Origin of the sequence: Variovorax endophyticus (assembly GCF_025376855.1) — a bacterium.
Taxonomy (GTDB): domain Bacteria; phylum Pseudomonadota; class Gammaproteobacteria; order Burkholderiales; family Burkholderiaceae_C; genus Variovorax.
Genome location: NZ_JAHUTH010000046.1, coordinates 16,646 through 40,560 on the forward strand (window position 1 = coordinate 16,646; position 23,915 = coordinate 40,560).

Genomic DNA, 23,915 nt, shown 5'->3' on the forward strand with positions numbered 1-23,915 from the left:
GCTCAGCGCAATAACCGTGCCCTGAACTTCTGCACCATCGCCGCCGGCGCGTACGAGCGCTTGCTGCGCCGGAAGCCCGCGATGCCCATGTCCTGCTCGAAGTTGAGCCAGCGCACCGGTCGGCCGAACCGGGCCTCGAACTGCCGGCAGAAGTGCTGGAACATGTGCGGGTAGATGCCCGCGTGGCTGTCGAGCCCCTTGGCGAAGCGCATCGCGAACACGCCGGGCTGCAGTTCCTGCGCGAGCACGAAGCCCAGCGGCTCGTCGTGCGCGAAATGCACGAAGCCTTCGAGCCCGAGCGCCGCCGCGTCGGCGATGGCTGCGCGGCATGGCGCCTCGTCGGCTTCGCCCGCAGCCTTGCCCTTCTGCGCCATCCAGGCCTCGAGCACGCGCAGCGCGGCGCCGGCCGAGGCGGGACCGAAGACCTCGGCGCGCGGCGTGCACTGCGCGAGCAGCTGCCGCACCTGGCTGCGCTTCCAGGCCAGCGCGCGGCCGGCGTAGTCGGCGAAGCGGCTGGCGTCGTAGAGGTAGTCGGCATCGTCGGGCGAGGCGCTCAGCGCGAAGCGGCCGGCGCTCAGGCCTTCGATGTCGCGCCGCGACAGCGGGTAGAAGCAGTCGTGGTCCTCGAGCATCGTGGCCAGCGCCTCGGGCGGCGCCTGCGGCAGCGCGAACAGCGGGACCAGGTGACGCGTGCCGTCGTAGGTACGGCCCGAAATGCGCGGCCAGCTGTCGTCTTCGGGCCCGATATAGCGGTAGTCGTGGGCCTCGCGGAACAGCCAGAGGTTCGAGAACGTCAAGTCCGACAGGCAGCCCTCGGCGCTGCCCGCGCGCAGCCGCGCGAGCGCCGGTTCGATCGCCTCGCGCAGCGCCAGCGACAGCGGCTGCCCCACCTTCATGCAGCGTCGTAGGCCACCGCGCGCACGCCCGGCGCCGGCGGATCGGCCGGCGGCCCCGCGAAGCACTGGGCGATCGACAGCCACTGCGTGGCGCTGCCCGGCGTGCAGCGCAGCGCGGTATCGGCGAGATGGCGGCGCTGGGTCACGACCAGGCAGAAGTCGAGCGCATCGCCACGCACCGATTCCGCCGAGGCCGGATCGCCCCAGCGCCAGGTCTGGCCGCCGGGCGCGTCGAGCTCGATGTAGGGCGCGGGCTCGGGCACCGGCAGCTGGCGATTGACGAAGGTCCAGCCGAAGGTGGTGGCGCCGATGTGGGCGATGTGGCGCAGCCGCGCGCTGGCCGGCCGGCGCCGGCGCATCAGGTCCCAGATGTCCTGGCCATGGGCCCAGGTCTCCATCAGCCGCGCGGTCGCGAACGAACGCGCGCTCATCATCGGCCCGTACCAGGGCAGCCGCGCCTTCGGGTCGAGCGCCGCGAGCGCGTCGGCCAGCTGCATCGAGATCGGCTGCCACAGCGCGAGCATCGCGGGGCCGTCGAGCGCACCGTACTTCTCGCGCGCCAGCGAGCTGATCTCGCGGCCCTGCGCGAACTGCGCGTTGAGCGCCGCGGCATCGCGCACGAAGGCCTCGGGATCGTTCAGCGCGAGCATCGAGGTCTCGTCGAAGAAGCACAGGTGGGCGATCTCGTCCCAGGGCGACCAGCCGTAGAACACGCTGGGCGCGCGCCACTGCTCGGGCGTGAGCGTGGCGCACAGCGCGGCGAGCTCGGCGTACTCGTCGCGCAGGTCGCGCGCGGTCTCCGCGTTGGGGCCGTTCGTCGAATCGTTCATCGTGGGTGTCGTCCTTCTCGTTCTTCAGAGCCCGAGCTGCCGGGCCGCCAGGTCCTTCATGATCTCTTCCGATCCGCCGCCGATCATCATCACCTTGACCTCGCGGTAGATGCGTTCGCTGCGCGTGCCGCGCATGAAGCCCATGCCGCCTAGCAACTGCACCGCCTGGTCGGCGCAGAACTGCATGGCCTGGGTGGCCTGCACCTTCGCGAGGCACACGCGCGCCACGAGTTTCGCCGGATCGGCCAGCCCGTGCTCGATGCGGTAGGCCAGGTCGTAGACCAGGGTGCGCGCGGCATCGACGCGCAGGGTCATGTCCATGAGCTTGTGGCGCACCACCTGGCGCTCGGCCAGCGGCACGCCGAAGGTGACGCGCTGCCGCGCCCAGTCCACCGCTTCCTCGAGGCAGACCTCGGCGAAGCCGCAGGCCAGCGCCGACATCAGCAGGCGCTCGCCGTTGAAGTTGTTCATCACGAGCTTGAAGCCCTGGTTCTCCGTGCCCACGAGGTTGCGCGCGGGCACGCGGCAGTTCTCGAAGCGCAGGTGCGCGGTGTCGGAGCTCCACCAGCCCATCTTCTTGAGCGAGGTGCGCGCGAGCCCCGGCGTGTCGCCCTCGATCACCAGCAGCGAGATGCCGCCCGCCCCCTTGTTCGCGGGATCGGTGCGTACGGCGGTGGTGATGAAGTCGGCACGCACGCCCGAGGTGATGAAGGTCTTCTCGCCGTTCACCACGTAGTGGTCGCCGTCGCGCACCGCGGTGGTCCGAAGCGCCGCGACGTCGGAGCCGCCCGCGGGCTCGGTGATCGCGAGCGCGGCGATCTTCTCGCCGGCCAGCACCGGCGGGATCACGCGCTGCTTGAGTTCCTCGCTGCCGGCCTTGAGGATCGGCGGCAACGCGATGCTGTGCGAGTTCAGCGAGGCCTGCACGCCGCCCGCGCCGCAGCGCGCGAATTCCTCGGCCACGATCAGCTGGTGGAACAGGTCGGCCGGCGTGCCGCCGAGCGCCTCGGGATAGCCCAGGCCCAGCACGCCGAGTTCGGCCGCGCGCCGGTAGAGATCGCGTGGGAAGGTCTCGGCCTCGTCCCATTCGCTCACGAAGGGCGCGATCTCGCGCGCCACGAAGGCGCGCAGGCCGGCACGGAAGGCTTCGTGCTCGGCGGAGAAGTAGAAGGGCAGCGGCGGGGCGTCCAGGAATTCCATGATGTCTCCTTGGCGCACGAGGCTAGCGCCGGGCGCCGGTCGGGTCTTGCGCCAACAGGCTGCGCCCGGCGACGCGAGGCGCAGCGACTCGACGCAAGCCGCGCCGCGGCCGCATCGCTAAGCTGGCCCTTCCATCCGCCACCCGAGGACCGCCATGCCTTCATCCACCGCCGCACCGACCAAGACCGTCCGCATCGGCGGCGCCTCGGGCTTCTGGGGCGACAGCATGGTGGCCGCGCCGCAGCTCGTGCAGCACGGCCGGCTCGACTACCTGGTGTTCGACTACCTGGCCGAGACCACGATGGCGATCCTGGCCGCGGCGCGCGCGAAGAAGCCCGAGCTCGGCTACGCCACCGACTTCGTCGAGATCGCGATGAAGCCGGTGCTCGCCGAGATCAAGCGCCAGGGCATCAAGGTGGTGAGCAACGCGGGCGGCATCCATCCGCAGGGCTGCGCCGCCGCGCTGCGCGCGCTGGCCGAGGCCCAGGGCGTGCCGCTGCGCATCGCGGTGGTCGAGGGCGACGACCTCGGCGCGCGCATGGCCGAACTGCGTGCCGCCGGCACGCGCGACATGTTCACGGGCGAGGCCCTGCCCGAGAAGGTGCTGAGCGCCAACGCCTACCTGGGCGCGCTGCCCATCGCCGCCGCGCTGGCCGCGGGCGCCGACGTGGTGATCACGGGTCGCTGCGTCGACAGCGCGGTCACGCTCGGCCCGCTGATGCACGAGTTCGGCTGGCAGCCCGGCGACTTCGACCGGCTGGCCTCGGGCAGCCTCGCGGGCCACATCATCGAATGCGGCTGCCAGGCCACGGGCGGCCTGCACACCGACTGGGAAGACATCCCCGACTGGGCGAACATCGGCTACCCGATCGTCGAATGCCAGGCCGACGGCAGCTTCGTCGTGACCAAGCCCGAGGGCACGGGCGGCAAGGTGATCCGTGCCGCGGTGGCCGAGCAGCTGCTCTACGAGATCGGCGACCCGGGCGCCTACCTGCTGCCCGACGTGAGCTGCGACTTCCGCGCCGTGACGATCGAGCAGGAGGGCTCCGACCGCGTGCGCGTGAGCCCCGCGCGCGGCCGCGCGCCGACGCCGGCCTACAAGGTCTCGGCCACCCAGCTCGACGGCTTCCGCTGCGCGGGCAGCCTGGTGATCGTGGGCATCGATGCCGAGCGCAAGGCGCGGCGCACGGCCGAGGCGATCCTCGAGCGCACCGGCGGCATCCTCGCGCGCCTGGGCCTCGCGCCCTTCACGCGCAGCCACATCGAGGCGATCGGCGCCGAGACGCTCTACGGCCCGCATGCGCGCACCCATGGCGTGCGCGAGGCGATGATGCGCGTGGCGGTCGACCATCCGCAGAAGGCCGCGCTCGAGATCTTCGCGCGCGAGATCGCGCCCGCGGGCACCTCGTGGTCGCCGGGCACCACCGGGCCCGGGGGTGGCCGGCCCTCGGTGTCGCCGCTGGTCAAGCCCTTCGCCTTCCTGCTCGCCAAGGCGCAGGTGCCGGTGTCCTTCGTGATCGACGGCGAGCGGCGGGCGGTGGCGATCCCGTCCGGCGAGGGCGATGGCACCGCGCCGCCGATGGCGGAACCACCGCCCCTGGCCGACGACGGCGGCGAACAGGTCGAACTGCGGCTCATCGACCTGGCCTGGGCCCGCAGCGGCGACAAGGGCGACCTCTCGAACATCGGCCTGGTGGCGCGCCGGCCCGAATGGCTGCCGCTGCTGTGGTCCCGCGTCACGCCCGAGGCGGTGGGCGCCTACTTCGCGCACCTGGTGCGGGGCAAGGTCGAGCGCTTCCACCTGCCGGGCATCGCGGCGATGAACCTGCTGCTGCACGGGGCGCTCGACGGCGGCGGACCCTCGTCGATGCGCATGGACCCGCTGGGCAAGGGCATGGGGCAGATGCTGCTCGACATGCGGGTGAAGGTGCCGCGCGCGGTGGCGCAGGCGGCGCAACGGCGCTGAAACGAGAGGGGCGGCCCGAACGGTCTCGGGTCTGGGTCAGGCCTGCGCTTCGGTCAAGGCCTGCGCCGCCACCACCGCCTCGGTGCGGTTGCGCACGTTGAGCGCGCGGAAGATCGCCGCGAGGTGGATCTTGACCGTGCCCTCGCTGATGCCGAGGCTGCGGCCGATCAGCTTGTTGGGCTTGCCCTGCGACAGCAGTTGCAGCACCTCCACCTGCCGTTCGGTCAGCACGTTGCGCAGGTGCTCGAGCGTCTGCGAGGCGGCCGGGGCACCGGGCGCGCGCGCGGCGTCGGCGCCGGGCTGCGGCGCCACGCCGGCCACGATGCCGGGCGGCAGCGCGGTCAGCATCATCGGCGGCACGTAGACGCCGCCGGCCAGCACCAGCCGCACGGCCGACAGCATGACCTCGGGCGAATAGGCCTTGGGAATGAAGCCGAGCACGCCGCGCTCGAGGGCGGCGCGCATGATGGCCGGATCCTCGTAGCCCGACAGCACGATCACCGGCACGGCCGGGTGGCGGCGGCGGATCTCGTCGATGTGGGCCTGCCCGTCGGCGCCGGGCATGTTGAGGTCGATCAATGCCAGGTCGAGGTCGTCGGTGGCACCGGCCAGCAGCTCGTCCACGCTCATGACCAGCACGAACTCGATGCCGGGCTCCAGCTCGGACAACTTGGCCTTGACCGCCTCGATGACGAGCCGGTGGTCGTCGGCGATCAGAATTTTCATGGCTTAACCCCAGCGTGCATTGACTCAGCGACCGCCGACGATACCGGCGAATGCCCCGCGCAGCAAGGCTGGCGCGCTGCCCGAACGGCATAGGCCCCAAGCGATATGGCGCGCCCCGGGGCCGCTGAGAAGAATGATCGCCAACCCGAAGGAAGCGAGACATGGGCATGTGCCAACGAAGCAGGCGCCGGTGCAGGGCAGCTCTCGCGCGGCGGCTCGCCGCGGCCTGAGCCGGCGCGCGTGTCTTCATGGCCCGCCTGATCGACTGCCATTCGGCCTTCGTCTCGTTCGGGCTCGCGCTCGATGCCGCGATCGCCGCGAACCGCCCCACGCTCGACCACGACGCCGCGCAGCGCCAGGCCCGCCTGCTGCTCGACGAGGCGCGCGCATGCGCGCGGGCGAACGCGACACCGCTGTCGCCCGCGCAGCTCGAATCGGCCGCCTTCGCGATGGTCGCCTGGATCGACGAGATCCTCGCGCGCCACCCGGGCGCGGCCCGGGGCGCGGCGCCGCTGCAGGTGCAGCTGTTCGCCTCGAACAACGCCCACAGCGAGTTCTTCCACCACCTGTCGGCGCTGGGCGCGCGCGACGACGAGGTGCGCGAGGTCTACTGGCATGCGCTGGCGCTGGGCTTCAAGGGCCAGTACTACTTCGAGCACGGCGACCGCGGCGAGCTCGGCAAGCTCAAGGAGCTGCACGGGCGCCAGCTGCGGCTTGCGCCGCTCGCGCTCGGCAGCCTCGCGCAGCAGCGCATCACGCCGCAGCCCTATGCCGAGCCCGATCCGCCCGCCCCGATCGACATGCGGCGGCGCGACCGCTCGCTGCTGCGCGCGAGCGCGGCGCTGGCGCTGCTGGTGCCGCTGCTCTACCTGCTGTGGGCCTGGCTGGCCGGCGCGCCGCGGCCCGAGGCCGACCTCGCGCAGCGCGTCGAGCAGCAGCTCCAGAGCTACGCCTGCGCCGACCTCGCGGTGGCGGTCGATGCCGAGGGCGCGCTCAAGGTCAGCGGCTTCGTCTCGCTGCCGGCCGACGTCGCCAACGTGCAGCACGACGTGGGCCGGCTGCCGGGCGTGAAGGCGCCGCGCTTCGAGCTCGGCGTGCGCGTGTGGCCGCATTGCGAGGTGTTCGCGATCCTCAAGCCCTACCAGGCGCGCAATGCCGACAAGGCCTACGGCCTCGGGCTGGCCCTGCCCTCCGCGCGGCAGGGCCGCCTGCGCGAGGGCGACGCCGTGCGCGTGGAGGTGACGGCGCCGCGCCACGACAGCGTGCTGTGGGTCGACTACTACACCGCCGACGGCTCGGTGATGCACCTCAACGCGGGCCAGGCGCCGACCCGGCTGCGCGCCGGCGAGAAGCTGGAGCTCGGGCGCGACATCCCCTCGAGCTGGCTCGTGAGCCCGCCCTTCGGCAGCGTGCTGGTGACCGTGATCTCGTCGCCGATGCCTTTCCACGAGACCGCCGACCGGCCCCCGTTCGAACTGGCCTCGGCCTATCTGCTGCAGCTGCGCGAGGCGCTCGCGGCCAACAAGGGCGGCGAGCGGCTGATCGCCGACTTCGTGTTCCTCGAGACCCAGGCGCGCTGAGGACCGCGCCGCCGCCATGCACACCCTGCCGCCCGCCCACCTCTTCTGGCCGCTGCTCGCGCTGTGCGTGCTCGGCTTCGCGGTGCTCTGCGCCGTGGTGCGCGACGCCGGGCGCGGCGCGCGGCAGCGTGCGCTGAAGCAGCGCATCGCCACCTTGCGGCCGCCCGCGCGCGCGGCCGATGCGCAGGCCGTCGAGCGCCTGCACGAGGCGATGGCGCGCGCGCAGCAGCGGCTGCGGCTGGCGCCGCGCCCACGTGCCGCCGGCGAGAACGCCGACGACGGGGACTTCGGCGGCGGCGCGGCGCCGAGAGCGCCGTGGCTGCTGTTCCTCGGCGATGCGGCCGCCGGGCTGCCGGGGCTGCTCGCGGCGTCGCCGCTCGATGCGGACCCGTCGGACGACGCACCGGCCGGCCCGGTGCGCGACGGCTGGCGCTGGTGGACCGGCGGCGCGATGGCCGCCATCGAGATCGACGCACGCGTGCTCGAGGACGTGGCCGACGCGCCGCAGGCCCGCGCGCTGTGGCTCGCGTCGCTGCTCGCGCTGGCCGAGCGCCGCGAACGCATTCCACTGCACGGCATCGTGGCCTGCATCGGCGCGCAGGCGCTGCGCGAGGCCCCGGCCGACGCGGTCGCCTTCCGCATGCGCATCGCGCGGCTGCGCCGGCTGGTCGAGGAGATCGGCCGCACGCTGCGGCTGCAGTTGCCGTTCTATCTCGTGGTCACGGGCCTCGAAGGACTCGAAGGCTATGGCGCGCTGCGCGGCGCGCTGCCGCCCGAGGTGCTGGCGCAGGCACTGGGCCACCGGCTGGCGCTGGAGAACGCGGCACCCGAGGCCGACGGCGGCGCCAGGCTCGATGCGGTGTTCGAGCCGATCGCCACCCGGTTGCATGCGCTGCGCATGGGATTGCAGCGCGAGCAGCCCGGCGCGGCGGGCCGGCTCGCGGTGCATGCATTCGTGGAGGGGGTGCGCTCGCTGCGGCCGGGCCTGCGGCTCGCGGCCGAGGCCCTGTTCGAAAGCCATGGCCGCAAGGCGCGCGAAGCGAGGGGATTGCGCTGGCGCGGCCTCTACCTGAGCGCGGCGGCCGGCACGTCGGGCGGCAACGGGGCCTTCGTCGCAGATCTGTTCGATCGCTTCCTGCCGGCGGACCAGTCGCTCGCGCGGCCGGGGCGGCTGCCGCCGGAGGACCGCGACGCGGGACTGGAAGCGATGTGAACGCCGCCCGCGCGCACGGTGCGCGACGGCTATTCCTTCTTGATCGGCTCCGCCTTCTGGTCGATGCGGATCTGGCGCGCGCCGTAGGTCACGGTGATGGTGTTGATCTTGCCGACCTCAAGCGGCCGCACCTCGCGCCAGCGCGCGCGGTCGAGGTCGCGGAACGCGCCCATCACGCCGATCGTCTTGGCGTCGGGCTGCAGCACGAAATCGAACTTGCGGCTCTCGCCGGGGCGCAGCAGCGCTTCCTCGCGCTGCACCATCTCGGCGCCGAGCGTGGCCTGGTCCTTCTCGAACAGCGAGAAGAAGTCGGCGCCCTCGAAGGCGCCTGGCGTCTTGAGGATGTAGGCCCGCACCGTGAGCGGCGATGCGCGGCCGCGCGCGTCGGGATTGGCATCGGGCCCCGCCACCAGCGTCAGGGACACCGGCGTCTTCACCTCGGGTGGCGGCTTGCTCGCGCAGCCCGCGAGAAAGAGCCCCGCGGCAGCGAGGCCGAAGGCCGCCACGTGCCGGCGCGAAGCCGTGGCCAACAGGCCTCCATAGGACGAATGGTGTGTACCGAGCGCTCGCATGCTATTCCCTTCGTTGCATTGACCGGTTGAGAGGCATCTTTGATTATCACCAGCCACATTCAACAGGCAACATGCTCACCAACGAACTCGCAGATGCACTGCTCACACCGATCGGCGACAGCGCGCCGAGCGGAGCCGACCTCGAGTACGACGCGGACTTCACCGCGCTCGTGACCGCGTCGCAGGGCAAGCCCGAACAGCAGTTCGGCGACACCGTCATTCCCGCGGTGGAGCCGGAATGGCGGGAGGTGGCCGAGCAGTCCGACGCGATCCTGCGCCGCAGCAAGGACGTGCGCGCGGCGGTGCTGCTGCTGCGCGCCTCCACGCGCTTGCAGGGCGTGACGGGCTTCGTCGCCGGCCTGCGCCTTTTGACCGGATTGCTCGACCGCTTCTGGGACGGCATACATCCAATGCTCGATGCCGACGACGACAACGACCCGACGATGCGCCTGAACGCGCTCGCGCCGTTGAGCGACGAAAGCATGGTGCTGCGCGACCTCTACGACGCCCAGGTCGGCATGGCGCCGGGCGTCGGCCCGATCCGCGTGCGCGATATCGCGGTGGCCACCGGCGCGCTCGCCGCCAGCGGCGATCCCGCCTACTCCACGGCGCAGATCCAGGGCGGCCTCGAGGCGCTGCAGGCCGAGCAGCCCGAGCGCATCGAAGCCGCGATCGGCGCGCCGGCACTGATCGACCAATTGCAGGCGTTGCTGGTGGAACGCACCGGCCGCGCCGACGCCATCGACCTGGCCGCGTTGCGCGGCATCGCCCGCACGCTGCAGAAAGCCTGCAGTGCCGCCCTCGGCGCGCCCGAGGAGGCCGGCGAGGCAGGCACCGAGGAAGGCGTCGACGGCGCCGCGGGCGGCGGCGGCGGGGCGCGTCCCTCGGCGGCGCGCGGCGAGATCCAGACCCGCCAGGACGCGCTGCAGATGCTCGACCGCGTGATCCGCTTCCTCGAGACCACCGAGCCCGGCAATCCCGCTCCGCTTTTGATCGAGCGCGCCAAGAAGCTGATCGGCGTGAGCTTCCTCGAGATCATGGCCAACCTCGCGCCGAACGCGCTCGACACGATCGAGAACGTGACCGGCCGCCGCGCTTCGGAATAAGGCCGCGCCTCTTCTTCCTCGTCCCCTCCCCTTTCCATCCCTGGATCGACCCACCCCGTTTCACCCCCGCAAGGAGCATCGCCATGGCCAAGAGCAGTCAGAAATTCATCGCCCGCAACCGGGCGCCCCGGGTGCAGATCGAATACGACGTCGAACTCTACGGCGCCGAGAAGAAGATCCAGCTGCCCTTCGTGATGGGCGTGCTGGCCGACCTGTCGGGCAAGCCCGCCGACCCGCTGGCGCCCGTGGCCGACCGCAAGTTCCTCGAGTTCGATGTCGACAACTTCGACTCGCGCATGAAGGCCATGAAGCCGCGCGCGGCCTTCGCGGTCGACAACTCGCTGACCGGCGAGGGCGAACTCAAGGTCGAGCTGACCTTCGAGAACATGGAGGACTTCTCGCCCGCCGCCGTGGCGCGCAAGGTCGGCGCGCTCAACAAGCTGCTCGAGGCGCGCACCCAGCTGTCGAACCTCGTCACCTACATGGACGGCAAGAACGGCGCCGAGGAGCTGCTGGCCAAGGTGCTCGAGGACCCGGCGCTGCTGCAGTCGCTGGCCGCGACCAAGAAGCCCGAGGACGGCGCCACCCCGCCGGCCGCCTGACCCCTTCCACACCCCGCCATCCACATCCGGTTCACGAGGAGTAACCCACCATGGCCGAAGCACTCGAACAGAGCGCGTTGAAAGACGTCGCGTACGCGGGCAGCGACTTTTCGTCGCTGCTGCAGAAGGAATTCAAGCCGCGCAGCGACGAAGCCAAGAGCGCGGTCGAAGCCGCCGTGCTCACCCTGGCCCAGCAGGCGCTGGCCAACACCGAGGTCATCGGCAAGGACGTGACCAAGTCGATCCAGTCGATGATCGCGGCGATCGACGCCAAGCTCACCGAGCAGGTCAACAAGATCATCCACCACCCCGACTACCAGAAGCTCGAGAGTGCATGGCGCGGCCTGCACTACATGGTGAACAACACCGAGACCGACGAGCACCTGAAGATCCGCGTGATGGACATCTCCAAGCAGGAGCTGGCCAAGACGCTGAAGAAGTTCAAGGGCGCGGCCTGGGACCAGAGCCCGATGTTCAAGAAGATCTACGAGCAGGAGTACGGCCAGTTCGGCGGCGAGCCCTTCGGCGCGCTGGTGGGCGACTACCACTTCGACCAGAGCCCGCCCGACGTCGAGCTGCTCGGCGAGATGGCCAAGATCGCCGCTTCGGCCCACGCGCCCTTCATCACGGGCGCGAGCCCGAACCTGATGCAGATGGAGTCGTGGCAGGAGCTCGCCAATCCACGCGACCTCACCAAGATCTTCCTCACGCCCGAATACGCCGGCTGGCGCTCGCTGCGCGACTCGGACGACGCGAAGTACCTGGGCCTGTGCATGCCGCGCTTCCTGGCGCGCACGCCCTACGGCGCCAACACCAACCCGGTGGAGGAGTTCGACTTCGAGGAGGACACCGCCGGTGCCGATCACGGCAAGTACGCCTGGGCCAACGCGGCCTATGCGATGGCCACCAACATCAACCGCTCGTACAAGCTCTACGGCTGGGGTTCGCGCATCCGCGGCATCGAGTCGGGCGGCGCGGTCGAGAACCTGCCGCTGCACACCTTCCCGAGCGACGACGGCGGCGTGGACCAGAAGTGCCCGACCGAGATCGCGATCAGCGACCGGCGCGAGGCCGAGCTCTCGAAGGCCGGCCTGCTGTCGCTGATCCACCGCAAGAACTCCGACTTCGCGGCCTTCATCGGCGCCCAGTCGCTGCACAAGCCGGCCGAATACGACGACCCCGACGCCACCGCCAACGCCAACCTGGCCGCGCGCCTGCCCTACCTGTTCGCCTGCAACCGCTTCGCGCACTACCTCAAGTGCATCGTGCGCGACAAGGTCGGCAGCTTCAAGGAGAAGAGCGACATGGAGCGCTGGCTCAACAAATGGATCATGAACTACGTCGACGGCGACCCGGTCAACTCCTCCGAGGAGACCAAGGCGCGCAAGCCGCTGGCGGCCGCCGAGGTGGTCGTCGAGGAAGTCGAGGGCAACCCGGGCTACTACAGCTCGAAGTTCTTCCTGCGCCCGCACTACCAGCTCGAGGGCCTCACGGTCTCGCTGCGGCTGGTGTCGAAGCTGCCGTCCGCCAAGGGCGGCAAGTAAGAAAAAAACGGGTGCGCGGCCTTTTGAAAAAAACGCCGCTCGCTCGTTCTCAAGACAGCTCCCGGGCACCAACGCTTAGGCACCGCACGGAAGCCCTTTTTTCCGACTCTCACACAACTGAAAGGTAAGCATCATGGCTGCAGACATGTTTTTGAAGCTCGAAGGCGTCGACGGCGAATCCAAGGACGATTCGCACAAGAAGGAAATCGACGTGCTGTCGTGGAGCTGGGGTGCCGCACAGTCGGGCACCGGCCACGTCGGTGGCGGCTCGGGCGCCGGCAAGGTCAGCGTGCAGGATCTGTCGATCACCAAGTACGTCGACTCGTCCTCGCACCTGCTGCTTCTCGATTGCTGCAACGGCGCCCACATCAAGAAGGGCGTGCTCACGGTGCGCAAGGCCGGCGCCACGCCGCTCGAGTACATCAAGCTGTCGATGGACGACATCCTGGTGACCCACATCAGCACCGGCGGCAGCGGCGGCGAGGACCGCCTGACCGAGACCATCACGCTGAACTTCTCGAAGTTCAAGTACGAGTACACGCCGCAGAAGGCCGACGGCTCGGGAGACGGCACCAAGGAAACCGGCTGGGACATCGCCGCCAACAAGAAGGTCTGAGCGCAAGCTCCTCTCCTCCTCTCCCCAGGCGGCGGCCGCGGATTCGTTTCCCGGCCGCCGTTTTTCATTTCAGGAAAGCGAGTACCCCATGCACGTCAGCAAGACGCCGTTCGCCTGGAACCAGGTCGCGGCCTACGACTTCCCCACGTTCTGGAGCACGCTGCAGCGCGTGCATCCCGGGGAACACCCGGTCTCCTACTTCATGATCGCCGTGATCTGCTTCGAGGAGACGGGCTTTTGCAACATCCAGCAGGCCGAGACGCCGAGCGGCCTGGGCGTTGGCTTCGGCCAGCTCGAGGTGAAGAATCCCGAGAAGAAGGACTTCTACGAGTGGGCCGGCGTCGAGACCGACTACCACCGGCTCGCCAAGGAAATGCTCGGCGACCGCGAGTTCTCGCTCGGCGTGCACTGCCAGTACTTCCAGTACCTCACCGAGGTCAAGGGCCTGCGGCTCGACGGCTGCCTGTCGGCGCAGGTCGGGCGGCACGTGCAGTACAAGCCGCTGTTCATGACCGGCGCCTCGATGCTCGAGGACGCCTTCGACGCCAACGACCGCGCGGCCTACATCCGCGCCCTCAACTACGCGCGCAGCAACAGCCCCAAGAAGAACGGCATTCCCGAGACCCTGTTCAAGGAGTACTGGGAATTCATCCTGCCGCAGAGCTGGTTCGACTACGGCTTCTAGCCGTCGTCCCGGGAACCCGCTGCCGGCCCCTGCGCCGGCAGCAGTTCGGGCATCAGACGCGTGGCCTCGTCGTCCTCGGGATCGGCGATGACCCACAGCGTGAGCGCCGTGTAGTTGTCGTGGCCGGGCTTGGCGCGCGCCTTGATCTGGCCGTCGAGCTGCTCGGTCCACTGGCTCGGCGTGCGCGAGGCATGCAGGGTCTCGACCAGGCACTCGTCGCCCAGCGGTTCCCACACGCCGTCGCTGCACAGCAGCAGCACGTCGCCCGGCAGGAGCCGCATGCGGTCCGACACCGCGATGTCGGGTGCTTCCTCGAGCGAACCCAGCGCCGACAGCAGCATGTTGCGCTGCGGATGCAGGCGCGCGCCCTCCTCGTCGAGCATGCCGCCGGCCACCATCTGCTGCACCAGGCTGTGGTCGGTGGTGCGCGCGACGATCGCGCCGCCGCGGAACAGGTAGGCCCGGCTGTCGCCGCTGTGCACCCAGGCCAGTGCATGGGCCTCGAGGTCGATGGCCGCGAACACCACGGTGGAGCGCATGCCCGCGAGCGTGCCGCCCTCGGCCTGGCGCGCCACCACGTCGCGGTTGGCCTGTTCGATCAGGCCGCGCAGCGCGCCCTCGTCGAGGCTGGGCCCGGCCGAGAAGGCACCGAGCACGCTCGCGCGCACCGTGGCCGCCGCCACGTCGCCGCCGCCATGGCCGCCGGCGCCGTCGGCCACCAGGCAGGCGACGTGGCGATCGTCGTGCCAGTGGCCATGAACGTCTTCGTTGTAGCTGCGGCCGCCCTGGCGGGACAGCGTGACGATTTCGATTTCCAAGCGGGCTCCTCGCGTCGGGCGTTCTTGTCGTGGGATCGGGTGTCGTCGGGTGCGAAGGCGCGCCTCAGGCGTCGGACTTCAGGCGCGCCATCTGGGCCTCGTAGGCCTCGAGGAAGGCCTTGCCGAACAGGTTGTGGAAGTCGTCCTCGGCCTCGGTCGCGATGCCGCCGTACAGCGCCACGAACTGGTCCCACAGCTTGGCCTTGCGGTTGGCCGAGAACAGCGCGTCGAGCGCCGACTTCGAACTGATCTTCTTCTCGAGCTCGTCGGGCTCGAAGCGCGCGATGACGTGCGCCAGCGCCGCGCGCATGCCGACCATCACGCCGAACTGGTGCGCGCGCAGATCGTCGAAGGCATCGCGCATCGCGGCCTCGGCCGGCATGAAGCCGCGCACGCCCGGCCCCAGCAGGTGCGCGAGCGCGACCTCGACCGTGGGCGAGAACTTCAGCGGGTTGTTGGCCTGCGCCGCGATCATCGTGACCTCGGCGCGCACCTCGCGCTTGAACTCCTGGCGCGTGAGCAGCAGCTGCAGCGTGCCCTCGGTGGCGCTGCGCAGCATCGCGCCGATGCGCTCCATCAGGCCCGGCGTGAGCATCTCGGGCGGCTGGTGCGTGCCGCCGAGGCCGCGCAGGAACGCGGCCAGCAGCTCGTCGTCGCTCGCGCTGCGCGCGGCCGGCGCCGCGGCCTGGGACGCGAAGGCCGGCGCGGGCGGCGGCGGCAGCGGCGGCGCTTCGCGCGCCGGCGTGTCGGGTCCGCTGATGCGGATCGGCAGGCCGGTCATGTCGTCGAAGGCCGGCAGCTCGGCCACGGGCACCGGGCGTGGCGGCGCGGCCGGCGGCGGCGGTGCCAGCGTGGGCGCGGGCGGCGCCGTGACGGCCCGCGGCGGCGTGAAGCCGAACTGCTCGATCGGCAGGTGGTCCGGCCGCGGCAGCGGCGTGGACGGCGCCGCGCGCTGCAGCGCGGCGAGCGGATCGGCATCGGCGGCGGTGTTGGGCTGCAACAGCGGATCGGCCAGCGGCGACAGCGCCAGCGGATCGCCGCCGATGCCACCGGTGCCCGGCGCTCCGCCGAACAGGTCGTCGATGCTCGCGGCCTTGCCGTGCGCGGGCGGCCGGCCCAGGTCGGAGAAGTCGTCGAGCGCGCCGAGGCCGGCCGCGGGCGCCGACGACGGGTCGGGGCCGAGCAGGTTGGCGAAGGGATCGATCTGCGCGGCCTGCGCGTTGCGCGAACCGGTGGCCATCGGATCGGGAAAGAGCAGCGGATCCGCGGCGGCCGGCGCGGCCGGGGAAGGCGCGGGCGACGCGGCCGGTGCCGCCGGCGGCGCGAGGCCAGCGAGCAGGTCGGCGAAGGGATCGTCGCTCGCGGCCGCCGCGGGTTTCGCGCCCGACAGGCCCATGATCGTCTCGGGAATCGCGAGCGGCGCCGCGGCCGGCACCGGCGCGCTCGCGGCCGCCTGCGCGCGCACCACGAGCTCGAAGCTGCCGACCACCAGCCGCGCGCCATCGGCGAGCGCCGCCTCCTTGCCCGCGCCCAGCGACACGCCGTTGCACTGCATGGGGTTGCTGCCGCGGTCGATCACGAAGTACCGGCCGTCGCGGCACAGCACCTGCGCGTGCACGCGCGAAACCGTGCGGTCGGGATCGTCGAGCACCAGCGTGTTGGTGTCGGCGCGGCCGATGGTGCCGCCATTGGGGCCGAAGTCCGCCGACAGCGACGGTCCCGCCGGGACGCCTTGACGGGTGACAACAGTGATCTGGATCATGAACCGGCCCCCAGGGCGACGCCCATACAACTGCGCACGAGCACGCGAAGAATCTCGCGAGGAGTATTCATTCCGCAAGACGCCTTGGCAATCTCGCCTTAAGAGATAGGCCGTTCCCGCCGCGGCGCTCAGGGCGCCAGCAGCAGCACCAGCGTCTGGCTCGGCACCGTGCGCACGCCCGGGCAGTTGGTGCTGTTCTGCAGCGAGCTGCTGGTCAGCCGCGTGGCCGGCATGCTGTTGAGGAGCACCGTGAAGGCCCCCGTCAGATGGCGGCTGGGCCCCATGACCGTGCCCGACGCCACGCCCAGCAGCACGCCCGCGTTGTCGCCGTTGGTCATGGGAATGGTGGTTCCGAGGTTGTGGGCCGGCATGCCCATGAACAGGATCGTCGGGCAGTTCGGAATGGCCATCGGGCCCATCGCGATGTTGGGATACGGAACCGGGATCGGCGACGGCGCGGCGGGCGTGATGCAGACATCGGGGAAGCCCATGTCCATGCCCATCAGCTGGCAGTTGGCGAACATGGCGCTTCAGCCGAAGTGGATCTGCGCGCCGCGCGTCTTCACGAGCTTGGCACCGTTGATCAGCGCGTGCTCGCCGCGCAGGTGCAGCAGCTCGGACGCATCGCGCTCGATGTGGGCCGCGTGCACGCGGTCCAGCCCCTTGGTCGTGCGCAGGTAGTGCTGGCTGAAGTGGTTGACACGGTCCATCACCGTGCTCAGCACGCTGCCCACGAGCTTGAAGGTGCTCGCCACCATGCGCACGCGCTCGCCGACGAACTCCGTCGCGTCGAGCGAAACCGCGGCGGTCTTCGCGCGCAGCGCCAGGTGGTCCGCGCCCAGTTGCAGCCGCTCGGCCTCCAGGGCGAGCCGGCCACCTTCGACCACGAGCCGCGTGTCGCCCTCGCAGCGCAGCACCCGCTCCCGCGCGCCCGCGCCGCGCTCGAGCACCGAGAGCACCCAGCGCTCGCCGGTGGCCGCACCGAAGCACAGCACGGTGTCGCCGGCCATCGGCACCAGCAGGCAGCCCGCGGCGGCGCGCACCGGCCGGAGCGTTCCGCCCTCGCGGATGCACGGCGCGCCATCGGGCCCGGCCTCCAGCAACGCGGTCCAGCAGCGCTCGGGGAGCGCGGCCGGCGACGGCGTCTCGGTCTCGGTCTCGGTCGGTCGGGTGCCGCGCGCGGCGGCCGTGCGGCGGCGCGCGGAGTGGTGGGCGGTGGTCTTCATGGCGGGAGTTCCGTTGCGGGGAAATCGGTGGAAAGGGAGGAAGCCGGTGCCGGCCGCCGGTCAGACCGGCACCGGGCGCCAGTCCTCGGACTGCGCCAGCTGGGGGTCGGTCTCGAGCGCGCGGGCGCGATCGTCGATCTGCGCCTCCTCGGTCATGGCGCGGTGCAGGCAGGCGCGCACGAGGGTCGCGCCGCGCAGGTCGGCGCGGTGCAGGCGCGCGTGGCGCAGGTCGGCATAGCCGAGGTCGGCGCCCGCGAAGTGCGCGCCATCGAGCACGGCGCCGGCGAAATGGGCCTGATGCAGGCGCGCGCCGCCGAACTTCGCCTGCGGCAGCCTGGCGCCGGTGAACAGCGCCTGCGTCAAGATCGCATCGGAGAAATCGACGCCGGCGCCCTCGGCCTCGCAGAACAGGGCCAGCGGCGCGTCGATGCGGTCGAAGCGGGCCTCGTCGAGCTTGGCGCCCTGGAAATTGCACTGGCGCAGCGGCGCCCCGCTGAACTGCGCGCCGCGCAGGTCGGCGCCCGCGAACTGGCAGCCCTCGAGCGTCACGCCGTCGAAGGACAGCCCCGCGAGCCGGGTGGTCGAGAAGGCCACGCGCAACATGCTGGCACCGCGCCATGCCGCGTGGCGCAGGTCGCAGCCGGCCACGGTCGCATGCACCCAGCGCGTCGACTCCGCACCGAGGTCGAGCAGGCTGCTGTCGCTCAGCACGCAGGCATCGAGCAGCGCGCCGCGCAGCGTGGCATGGTCGAGCCGGGTCTTGGTGCAGGCGAGCATGCTGAGGTCGGCCTCGCGCAGATCGGCATGCGGCGCCTGGCATTCGCTCAGCACGGCCGCGTGCAGCGCGGCCGCGCTCAGGTCGACGTGGTCCATCCGGCACTGGCTGAACACGGCGCGCTGCAGCCGCGCGCCGCCCAGCAGCGCGCCGCGCAGGTCGCACTGGTTGAACACCGCCTCGCGCAGGTCGGCGCCGCGCAGGTCGGCCTTGGAGAAATCGACGCGGTCGAACAGGCCCCCGGCCAGTTGCGCCTGCGCGTAGTGCCCGCCCGACAGGTCCAGGCCGGGGATCGATTCGCCGAGCAGCACGGCCAGCGCGAGCGTGGTGGCATTCATGGCATCGCGCTCCTCATGCGGCCGCCTGTTGCTCGGGCGTGAGCCGCGGCCAGGTGCGCGCGCGCTTGAGCAGCGCACCTTCGAGGCGCACGTCGCCGTCGAGCCGCGCGCGCGACAGGTCCGCCGCGAACAGGTTGCTGTTGCGCAGGTCGCAGCCGCGCAGGTCGGCATGCTGCAGGATCGCCTCGCTGAAGTTCACGCCGGCCAGCCGGGCACGCCGCAGCACGGTACGGCGCAGCAGCGCGCCCTTGGCGCTGGCCAGCCGCCAATCGCTGTCGGACAGGCCGGCCTCGCACAGGTTGGCGCCGTCCAGCACGCTGCCCACCAGGCGCGCGCGCGACATGTCGGCCGCGCCGAAATTGACCCCCTGCATCCGGGCCCCCGAGAAATCGGCCTCGACCAGGCTGCAGTTCCGGGCGAACACCATGCCCTTGCCCTGCGCGCCGCCGAACCTGGCGCCGTCCAGCGCGCAGGACACGAGGTTGGCCTGGGTCAGGTCGGCCTCGCGAAAGTCGGCCCCCGCGAGCTCGCATTCGACGAACTGGCAGGCCGCGAGCGCGGCCTCGGCGAACGACAGGCCCTTGAGCGACAGCCGGTAGAACAGCTGCTCGGTCGCCTGCAGCCCATGCGCATCGGCGCCCTCCCAGCGGGTGCCGATCAGCATCGCGCCCTGGATCCGCGCGCGGCGCAGGGACGCCCCGCCGAGGTCGGCATGCGAGAGCTGGGCGTCGGTGAAGTCGGCTTCGTCGAACACCGCCCCCTTCCAGCGCGAGCGCCCCAGGTTCGCGGTGCGCAGCGTGGCCTTGATGCCGATCGCGCCCTCGAGGCAGGCATGGGCCAACACGGCGGCCGAGAAGTTTGCGCCCGAGACATTGGCCTGCCTGAAGTCCACGGCCTCGAGCCAGGCGCCGGTGAAGTTGACGTCGCGCAGGTCGAGTCCAGAGAAATCGGCGCCCGTGAAGTCCATGCCGACGAAGAAGCGCAAGCCGCCGGCCAGCGCCTGCCGCATGCCCTCCTTCAAGGTCGCGGCCTGCGCGGCCTGCATCGCGGGCGCGGCCAGCTGTTCGTGCGCACCCTGCAGGTAGCCGATCCGCTCCATCGCCTCCTGTCGCAGCAACTGGGCATGCGTGGCCGCGAGGTCGAAGCCGCCGGTGGCGCCGGCGTTCGCGGCCTTCAGGCGCTCCAGCGCCACGTCGGCATTGAAGACCGGCGGGCCGCGATGTTCCAGTGGCTTCATCGCCTTGTTCGCCTTGTGCGTGGCCACGGCCTTCTCGAGCGCATCGAGCGCGTCGTCGATGGCCGCCAGCTTCTGCTGCTCGGCCTCGAGCGTCTTCTTCTTGAGATAGGCCACGCGCTGCGCGGGCGCGGGCGGCTGCTCGCGCGGGGGCATGACGACGCCCAGCGCGTCGGGATCGCGGCCGCTGGCACGCAGTTCCTCGCGCGCCAGCGCCACGTCGATCTCGGCCCGGCGGTACTGCGCCTGCGCCTGCAGGCCCTGGCTCGCGAAGGCCTCGGCGGCGCGTTCGGCCTCGGGGTCGCTGGCGTCGATGCCCTCGGGCAGCAGGTCGCCGTCGTCCAGGCTCTCGACCCCGCCCCAGCGCGGATCGGCGCGGCGCGCGAGCGCATCGAGGTAGTGGGCATCGGAGCGCGCTGCATCGAGCCGCTCGATCGCACCGAGCAGCCCATGCACGTCGGAGCCGTCGTCGGTGGCGACCTCCGCCAGTCCCTGGAACAGCAGCAACGCCCGCTCCGCATGCGGAAAGAACCAGACCGTCGTCAGCCGCAGCGGCACTTCGCGCAGGCGCGGCTCGGCCGCCCCCGCGGCACGGTAGTCGGCGAACACGCGCGCGCGCAGGCCGGGCAGCCGGCCCTCGATCGAGGGCTTGTCCGGGTGCATGTGGTCGAACTGGAAGGTCTCGTCGCCCCGCAGCGGCGCGTCGAACCACTGGTCCTCGGGCGCGAGATTGAAGTAGCGCCAGTCGAGATCGGGGGCGAAGCCCGGCGCGTGCTCCTTGAGGTAGTCCGCATCGTAGGTGCCGCGAAAGCGCGCGCGCTCCGGATGCATCGGCCCGCGCTGGCCGAAGCCCGCGGGCGCCACGGCCTGCGCCGGATCGCGCAGCGGCTGGTCGGGCCGCTCCACGTTCGGCAGCCGGTGCACGCCGTTCTCGGCCGCCGCGCCGATGCCCTCGGGATTGGTCGGCACCGAAGGACCGCCATAGGCGTGTGCCCAGTCGATGGGCATCGCCTCGAAGGCCGATGGCCGGGTCGCCTGGGCGCCGTCCCATCGGCGGTCGCCGAACACCAGCAGGGTCTTGCTGCGGTCGCCGAGCCGGGCGCGCACGGCGCAGGCCTGCGGGTTCGCGGCCGGTGCGAAGGCCTTGCCGTGCACCAGGAACTCGGACGTGAGCTTGGCCACGCCCTCGTCGACCAGCGGTACCGGCATCTCGCGGCCGATGAAGTTCCAGGCCGACTGCTCGCCCCAGACCGTGCCGCCCTCGGCCTGCGCGAACGGCACGTGCAGCATGGCCGTGACGCACAGGCCGAAGCGCTTGCGGTACTCGATCGGTCGGGTGCTCAGGCACAGCGCCTGGGGTTTGACGACTTGCATGGTGGCTCGCGCGGCTGCCTGCCCGTTCAGTTCTTGGGATTGCCGCTGTCGTCCCGCTCCAGCAGCTCGTTGGCGCCACGCTCGCTGCCGACCGCGTCCACGCCAGGCACCATGCCCAGCAGGCCCAGGACCGGCCCGGCGGCACCGCCCGTCAGGATCAGCGCGAGGCCGTCGCTGACATTGGTGCCCACCAGATTGCGCATGCGCTCGAGCCGCCCGCGCATGCCGGGGATCTTGTCGACGTCCGGGCTCGACAGGATCTCGTTGAGCATCTTGCGCGCATCGCCGTACTGGGAGCCCAGGGACGCGGCGCCGCTGAGCATGGAGACGATGCCGTAGCCCAGGCCCGCGACGGCGCCCACCGTGCCGGCGTTCGCCATCGCGGCCGTGGCGTCGGTGCCGGCGCCAGCGCCCGCACCGGGCATGATCGAATGCAGCGGCGCCTGGCGCACCGAGGTGCCGTCGCGCTCGATCTTCAGGCCCGCGGTCGACTCCATGGTGACGGCCAGCGTGTTCTCGATCTTCAATCCGAGGAAGTTCGACATCGCCACGCCCAGCGCGTTCTCCATGCTCAGCCCCATGAAGGTCGAGCGGGCGACGCCGAGGTTGAAGTCGGTGTTGTTGCCGATGTAGCCGCTGGTGTTCGGGCCGAGCACCGTGGTGTTCGAGCCCACCGACACGGTATTGATGTTCCCGATCGCCACCATGTTGAGCTCGGTGTTGCTCACCAGCGTGTACTTCTGGAACGCCGCCGCGTAAGGCGCGGCGTTGGCATCGATCTTCATCGAGTTGCCGCCGGTCACCTTGAACTCGATGTGCCCGGCCTCGAACAGCATGGTCGGCGCCTTGTACTTCACGCCGCCCTTGACCGTGATGGTCTGCGTGCCCGTGACCGAACGCGTTTCGTTGCCGCCGGTGGAATCGGTCCGGTTGCCGTCCGCGTGGATCTTGTGGTGGCCCTTCACCAGCAGCGCGTGGTCGATGTCGACGTTCGTGGTCTGGTAGCCGACCACGTGGTTGTCCTGGTTCTTGCCGACGGTCAGCTTCTGGAACTGCTGGATGATCGTGGTGTCGTTGTTCTCCACGGTGGTCTTGCGGTCGCGCACGACGGTGGAGGTCTGGTCGCGCTTCACCGTCACCGTCTGGTCGCGGTCCACCGAGGTCGAATCGTCGAGCTCCACGCTGCGGCTCATGTTGCGCTCGGCGTGGATGGTGATGTTCTCCTCGCCCTTCTTGTCCTCGAACATGATCTCGTTGTAGTTATTCGCGCCGCCGCCGGGCGTGGACCGGGTGCGGAAGCCGCTCTGCGTGGGCGACTTGTAGGGGATGGGCTGGTCGTCGTTGTAGACGCGGCCCACGATCACCGGCCGGTCGGGGTCGCCGTTGAGGAAGTCGACGATCACCTCCTGGCCGATCCGCGGGATGAAGTAGCCGCCCCAGCCCTTGCCGCCCCAGGGCTGCGACACGCGCACCCAGCAGGTGGATTTCTCGTTGCTCTCGTCGTAGCGGTCCCAGTGGAAATGCACCTTCACGCGGCCATGGTCGTCCACGTGCAGCTCGTCGCCCGCCGGGCCGACCACGATGGCCGTCTGTGGCCCCGGCATGGTCACGCGCGGCGTCAGGCGCGGCGGCCGGTAGCTGCGCTCCAGCGGAATCGCGGTGATCAGGAACACGCTGGTCCCGGGCTGCGAGCCCTCGAGCATCGGCGTCTCGGCGATCAGGTTCTCGAGTTCCTGCAGCGTGTCGGCGTTCACCGCATCGTCTTTCAGTGCCTCGGCCAGCGCCGTGTAGAGCTTGCGCGGCGCGGTGGCGTCGGCGCTCGCGCTCTCGTAGCCGGGGTGGCTGAGCATGAAGGTGCAGGCCGCGATCAGGTAGTCCCCGTCGCGGGTGCCGTCGGGATCGCCTTCGAACTTGAAGCTGCGGCCCGCCGCCACGTCGGGCCATCCGGTCAGCGCCCAGTGGCGGTCGCGCCGCGCGTTGAGCTCTTCGCCGCGCAGCTTGGTGCGGTTCTCGGCCTCGTCGCCCTTGAAGTAGCCGCCGGGAAACTCGAAGGCCTCGAAATCGGCCAGCTCGTGGCTGTCGGAGGCATCGATGGCGGCGCCCAGCTTCTTGCGGATCGCCTTGAAGTCGCTGTCGCGCGAGGCCTGCTTGCCGGTGTCGAACTGGCGCGCGTGGGTCCAGTGCCAGATCTCCTCGTGGCGCGCCTCGCTCGCGCCCCCGAGCACGTAGCGCAGCGTCGCCGCCACGGGCAGCTTCTCGTGCGCGAGATCGCTCGCGTCCGACAGGTGCATGGTGCCCGGCGCATCGTGCGCGTCGAACCAGTAGTAGATGCCCTCGTCCTCGATCAGGCGCGAAAGGAACTGGTAGTCGCTCTCCTGGTGCTGCACGCAGTAGCGGCGCGGGTTGTGGGTGCCGATGACGTTGCCGGTCTTGGTCTTCTTGAAGCGCTTGATCGGGCTGTCCTCGAACACCGCGTCGAGCACCTCGAGCACCTTCTTGTCCTGCAGGATGCGCGAGTTGATGCGCTTGTTCAGCAGCCAGAACCACGATCGCAGCGTGATGCGGTACTCGAAGTGGCGCCCCACGTGGCCCGCGCGCACGAAGCGCACCGCATGGCCCTGGCAGTGCCGCTCGTGCTTGCCGCCATCCTTGTCCTCGAACTCGACGACCAGGTCGAAGGCGCGCCCGAGGATGTCCGTGGCATCGATGGCCCTGTTCTCCGACAGCACCGTGAGTTCGTAGGTCGAAGGGCGCGCCAGCGCCTCGTGACCCACGATGCGCCAGAACATCAGGTCGTCCTTGGCGGGCGAATCGGTTTCGATGCGGAACTCGTGGTCGGCCATGGGTGGATC

20 protein-coding genes are annotated in these 23,915 nt (G+C 70.8%); 8 read left to right on the forward strand and 12 right to left on the reverse strand.

The window, feature by feature from the left end; all coding sequences use genetic code 11:
• Positions 1-2: 2 nt before the first annotated feature.
• Genes KV106_RS37345 through KV106_RS37355 form a run of 3 tightly spaced genes read right to left on the reverse strand, consistent with a single transcriptional unit; the run spans position 3 to position 2,926 of the window.
• The gene (locus KV106_RS37345; protein WP_261217067.1) at positions 3-896 is read right to left on the reverse strand and encodes a DUF2156 domain-containing protein; all 894 of its coding nucleotides are present in this window, start codon (positions 894-896) and stop codon (positions 3-5) included.
• On the reverse strand, positions 893-1,726 hold the full coding sequence (locus KV106_RS37350; protein ID WP_261217069.1) for a TIGR03084 family metal-binding protein: 834 nt from the start codon (positions 1,724-1,726) through the stop codon (positions 893-895). Before KV106_RS37350 ends, KV106_RS37345 begins: the two co-directional genes overlap by 4 nt.
• A 24-nt stretch (positions 1,727-1,750) precedes the next feature.
• The gene (locus tag KV106_RS37355; RefSeq protein WP_261217071.1) at positions 1,751-2,926 is read right to left on the reverse strand and encodes an acyl-CoA dehydrogenase family protein; all 1,176 of its coding nucleotides are present in this window, start codon (positions 2,924-2,926) and stop codon (positions 1,751-1,753) included.
• Positions 2,927-3,080: 154 nt separating this feature from the next.
• Here KV106_RS37355 and KV106_RS37360 point away from each other — a divergent pair, with 154 nt between their 5' ends.
• Positions 3,081-4,892, forward strand: coding sequence for an acyclic terpene utilization AtuA family protein (locus KV106_RS37360; protein ID WP_261217073.1), 1,812 nt, complete (start codon positions 3,081-3,083; stop codon positions 4,890-4,892).
• A gap of 36 nt (positions 4,893-4,928) precedes the next feature.
• Here the strand turns inward: KV106_RS37360 and KV106_RS37365 are convergent, their stop codons facing one another.
• The gene (locus KV106_RS37365; RefSeq protein WP_057596795.1) at positions 4,929-5,618 is read right to left on the reverse strand and encodes a response regulator transcription factor; all 690 of its coding nucleotides are present in this window, start codon (positions 5,616-5,618) and stop codon (positions 4,929-4,931) included.
• A 248-nt stretch (positions 5,619-5,866) separates the two neighbouring features.
• Between KV106_RS37365 and KV106_RS37370 the strand changes: the two genes are divergently transcribed.
• The gene (locus KV106_RS37370; RefSeq protein ID WP_261217077.1) at positions 5,867-7,198 is read left to right on the forward strand and encodes a DotU family type IV/VI secretion system protein; all 1,332 of its coding nucleotides are present in this window, start codon (positions 5,867-5,869) and stop codon (positions 7,196-7,198) included.
• Between the two features lie 16 nt (positions 7,199-7,214).
• Positions 7,215-8,411, forward strand: a complete 1,197-nt coding sequence (locus tag KV106_RS37375; RefSeq protein WP_261217079.1) for a type VI secretion system protein — start codon at positions 7,215-7,217, stop codon at positions 8,409-8,411.
• 29 nt (positions 8,412-8,440) lie between these two features.
• On the opposite strand, the gene tssJ is transcribed toward KV106_RS37375, so the two are convergent.
• Positions 8,441-8,941 (reverse strand): type VI secretion system lipoprotein TssJ, encoded by a 501-nt coding sequence (gene tssJ / locus KV106_RS37380; RefSeq protein WP_261217082.1) that lies wholly within the window; start codon positions 8,939-8,941, stop codon positions 8,441-8,443.
• Positions 8,942-9,054: 113 nt separating this feature from the next.
• On the opposite strand from tssJ, the gene tssA reads away from it, so the two are divergent.
• The 5 genes from tssA to KV106_RS37405 all read left to right on the forward strand — a co-directional run bounded on the left by tssA (position 9,055) and on the right by KV106_RS37405 (position 13,536).
• Complete coding sequence (gene tssA / locus KV106_RS37385; protein WP_261217083.1) at positions 9,055-10,089, forward strand: type VI secretion system protein TssA; 1,035 nt, start codon at positions 9,055-9,057, stop codon at positions 10,087-10,089.
• Between the two features lie 83 nt (positions 10,090-10,172).
• Positions 10,173-10,691, forward strand: coding sequence for a type VI secretion system contractile sheath small subunit (tssB, locus tag KV106_RS37390; RefSeq protein ID WP_057596790.1), 519 nt, complete (start codon positions 10,173-10,175; stop codon positions 10,689-10,691).
• A gap of 50 nt (positions 10,692-10,741) precedes the next feature.
• Entirely contained in the window at positions 10,742-12,235 is a 1,494-nt protein-coding gene (tssC, locus tag KV106_RS37395; protein ID WP_057596789.1) for a type VI secretion system contractile sheath large subunit, read from the forward strand.
• 133 nt (positions 12,236-12,368) lie between these two features.
• Positions 12,369-12,851: an Hcp family type VI secretion system effector gene (locus KV106_RS37400; RefSeq protein ID WP_057596788.1), complete on the forward strand. Its 483-nt coding sequence runs from the start codon at positions 12,369-12,371 to the stop codon at positions 12,849-12,851.
• 88 nt (positions 12,852-12,939) lie between these two features.
• The gene (locus tag KV106_RS37405; RefSeq protein ID WP_261217092.1) at positions 12,940-13,536 is read left to right on the forward strand and encodes a hypothetical protein; all 597 of its coding nucleotides are present in this window, start codon (positions 12,940-12,942) and stop codon (positions 13,534-13,536) included.
• Here KV106_RS37405 and KV106_RS37410 read toward each other — a convergent pair.
• From KV106_RS37410 to KV106_RS37440, 7 genes are all read right to left on the reverse strand, one after another.
• Positions 13,533-14,354, reverse strand: coding sequence for a PP2C family protein-serine/threonine phosphatase (locus tag KV106_RS37410; RefSeq protein WP_057596786.1), 822 nt, complete (start codon positions 14,352-14,354; stop codon positions 13,533-13,535). The genes KV106_RS37405 and KV106_RS37410 overlap by 4 nt on opposite strands.
• A 64-nt stretch (positions 14,355-14,418) precedes the next feature.
• The gene (gene tagH / locus KV106_RS37415) at positions 14,419-16,116 is read right to left on the reverse strand and encodes a type VI secretion system-associated FHA domain protein TagH (RefSeq protein ID WP_261217093.1); all 1,698 of its coding nucleotides are present in this window, start codon (positions 16,114-16,116) and stop codon (positions 14,419-14,421) included.
• Positions 16,117-16,244: 128 nt separating this feature from the next.
• Positions 16,245-16,640, reverse strand: a complete 396-nt coding sequence (locus KV106_RS37420; protein ID WP_057596841.1) for a DUF4150 domain-containing protein — start codon at positions 16,638-16,640, stop codon at positions 16,245-16,247.
• Positions 16,641-16,646: 6 nt separating this feature from the next.
• The gene (locus tag KV106_RS37425) at positions 16,647-17,342 is read right to left on the reverse strand and encodes a DUF3540 domain-containing protein (RefSeq protein ID WP_057596840.1); all 696 of its coding nucleotides are present in this window, start codon (positions 17,340-17,342) and stop codon (positions 16,647-16,649) included.
• Positions 17,343-17,402: 60 nt separating this feature from the next.
• Complete coding sequence (locus KV106_RS37430; RefSeq protein ID WP_261217096.1) at positions 17,403-18,455, reverse strand: pentapeptide repeat-containing protein; 1,053 nt, start codon at positions 18,453-18,455, stop codon at positions 17,403-17,405.
• Positions 18,456-18,468: 13 nt separating this feature from the next.
• Entirely contained in the window at positions 18,469-21,063 is a 2,595-nt protein-coding gene (locus KV106_RS37435; protein WP_261217121.1) for a DUF2169 family type VI secretion system accessory protein, read from the reverse strand.
• Positions 21,064-21,089: 26 nt separating this feature from the next.
• Entirely contained in the window at positions 21,090-23,906 is a 2,817-nt protein-coding gene (locus KV106_RS37440; protein ID WP_082322073.1) for a type VI secretion system Vgr family protein, read from the reverse strand.
• Between the last annotated feature and the right edge of the window lie 9 nt (positions 23,907-23,915).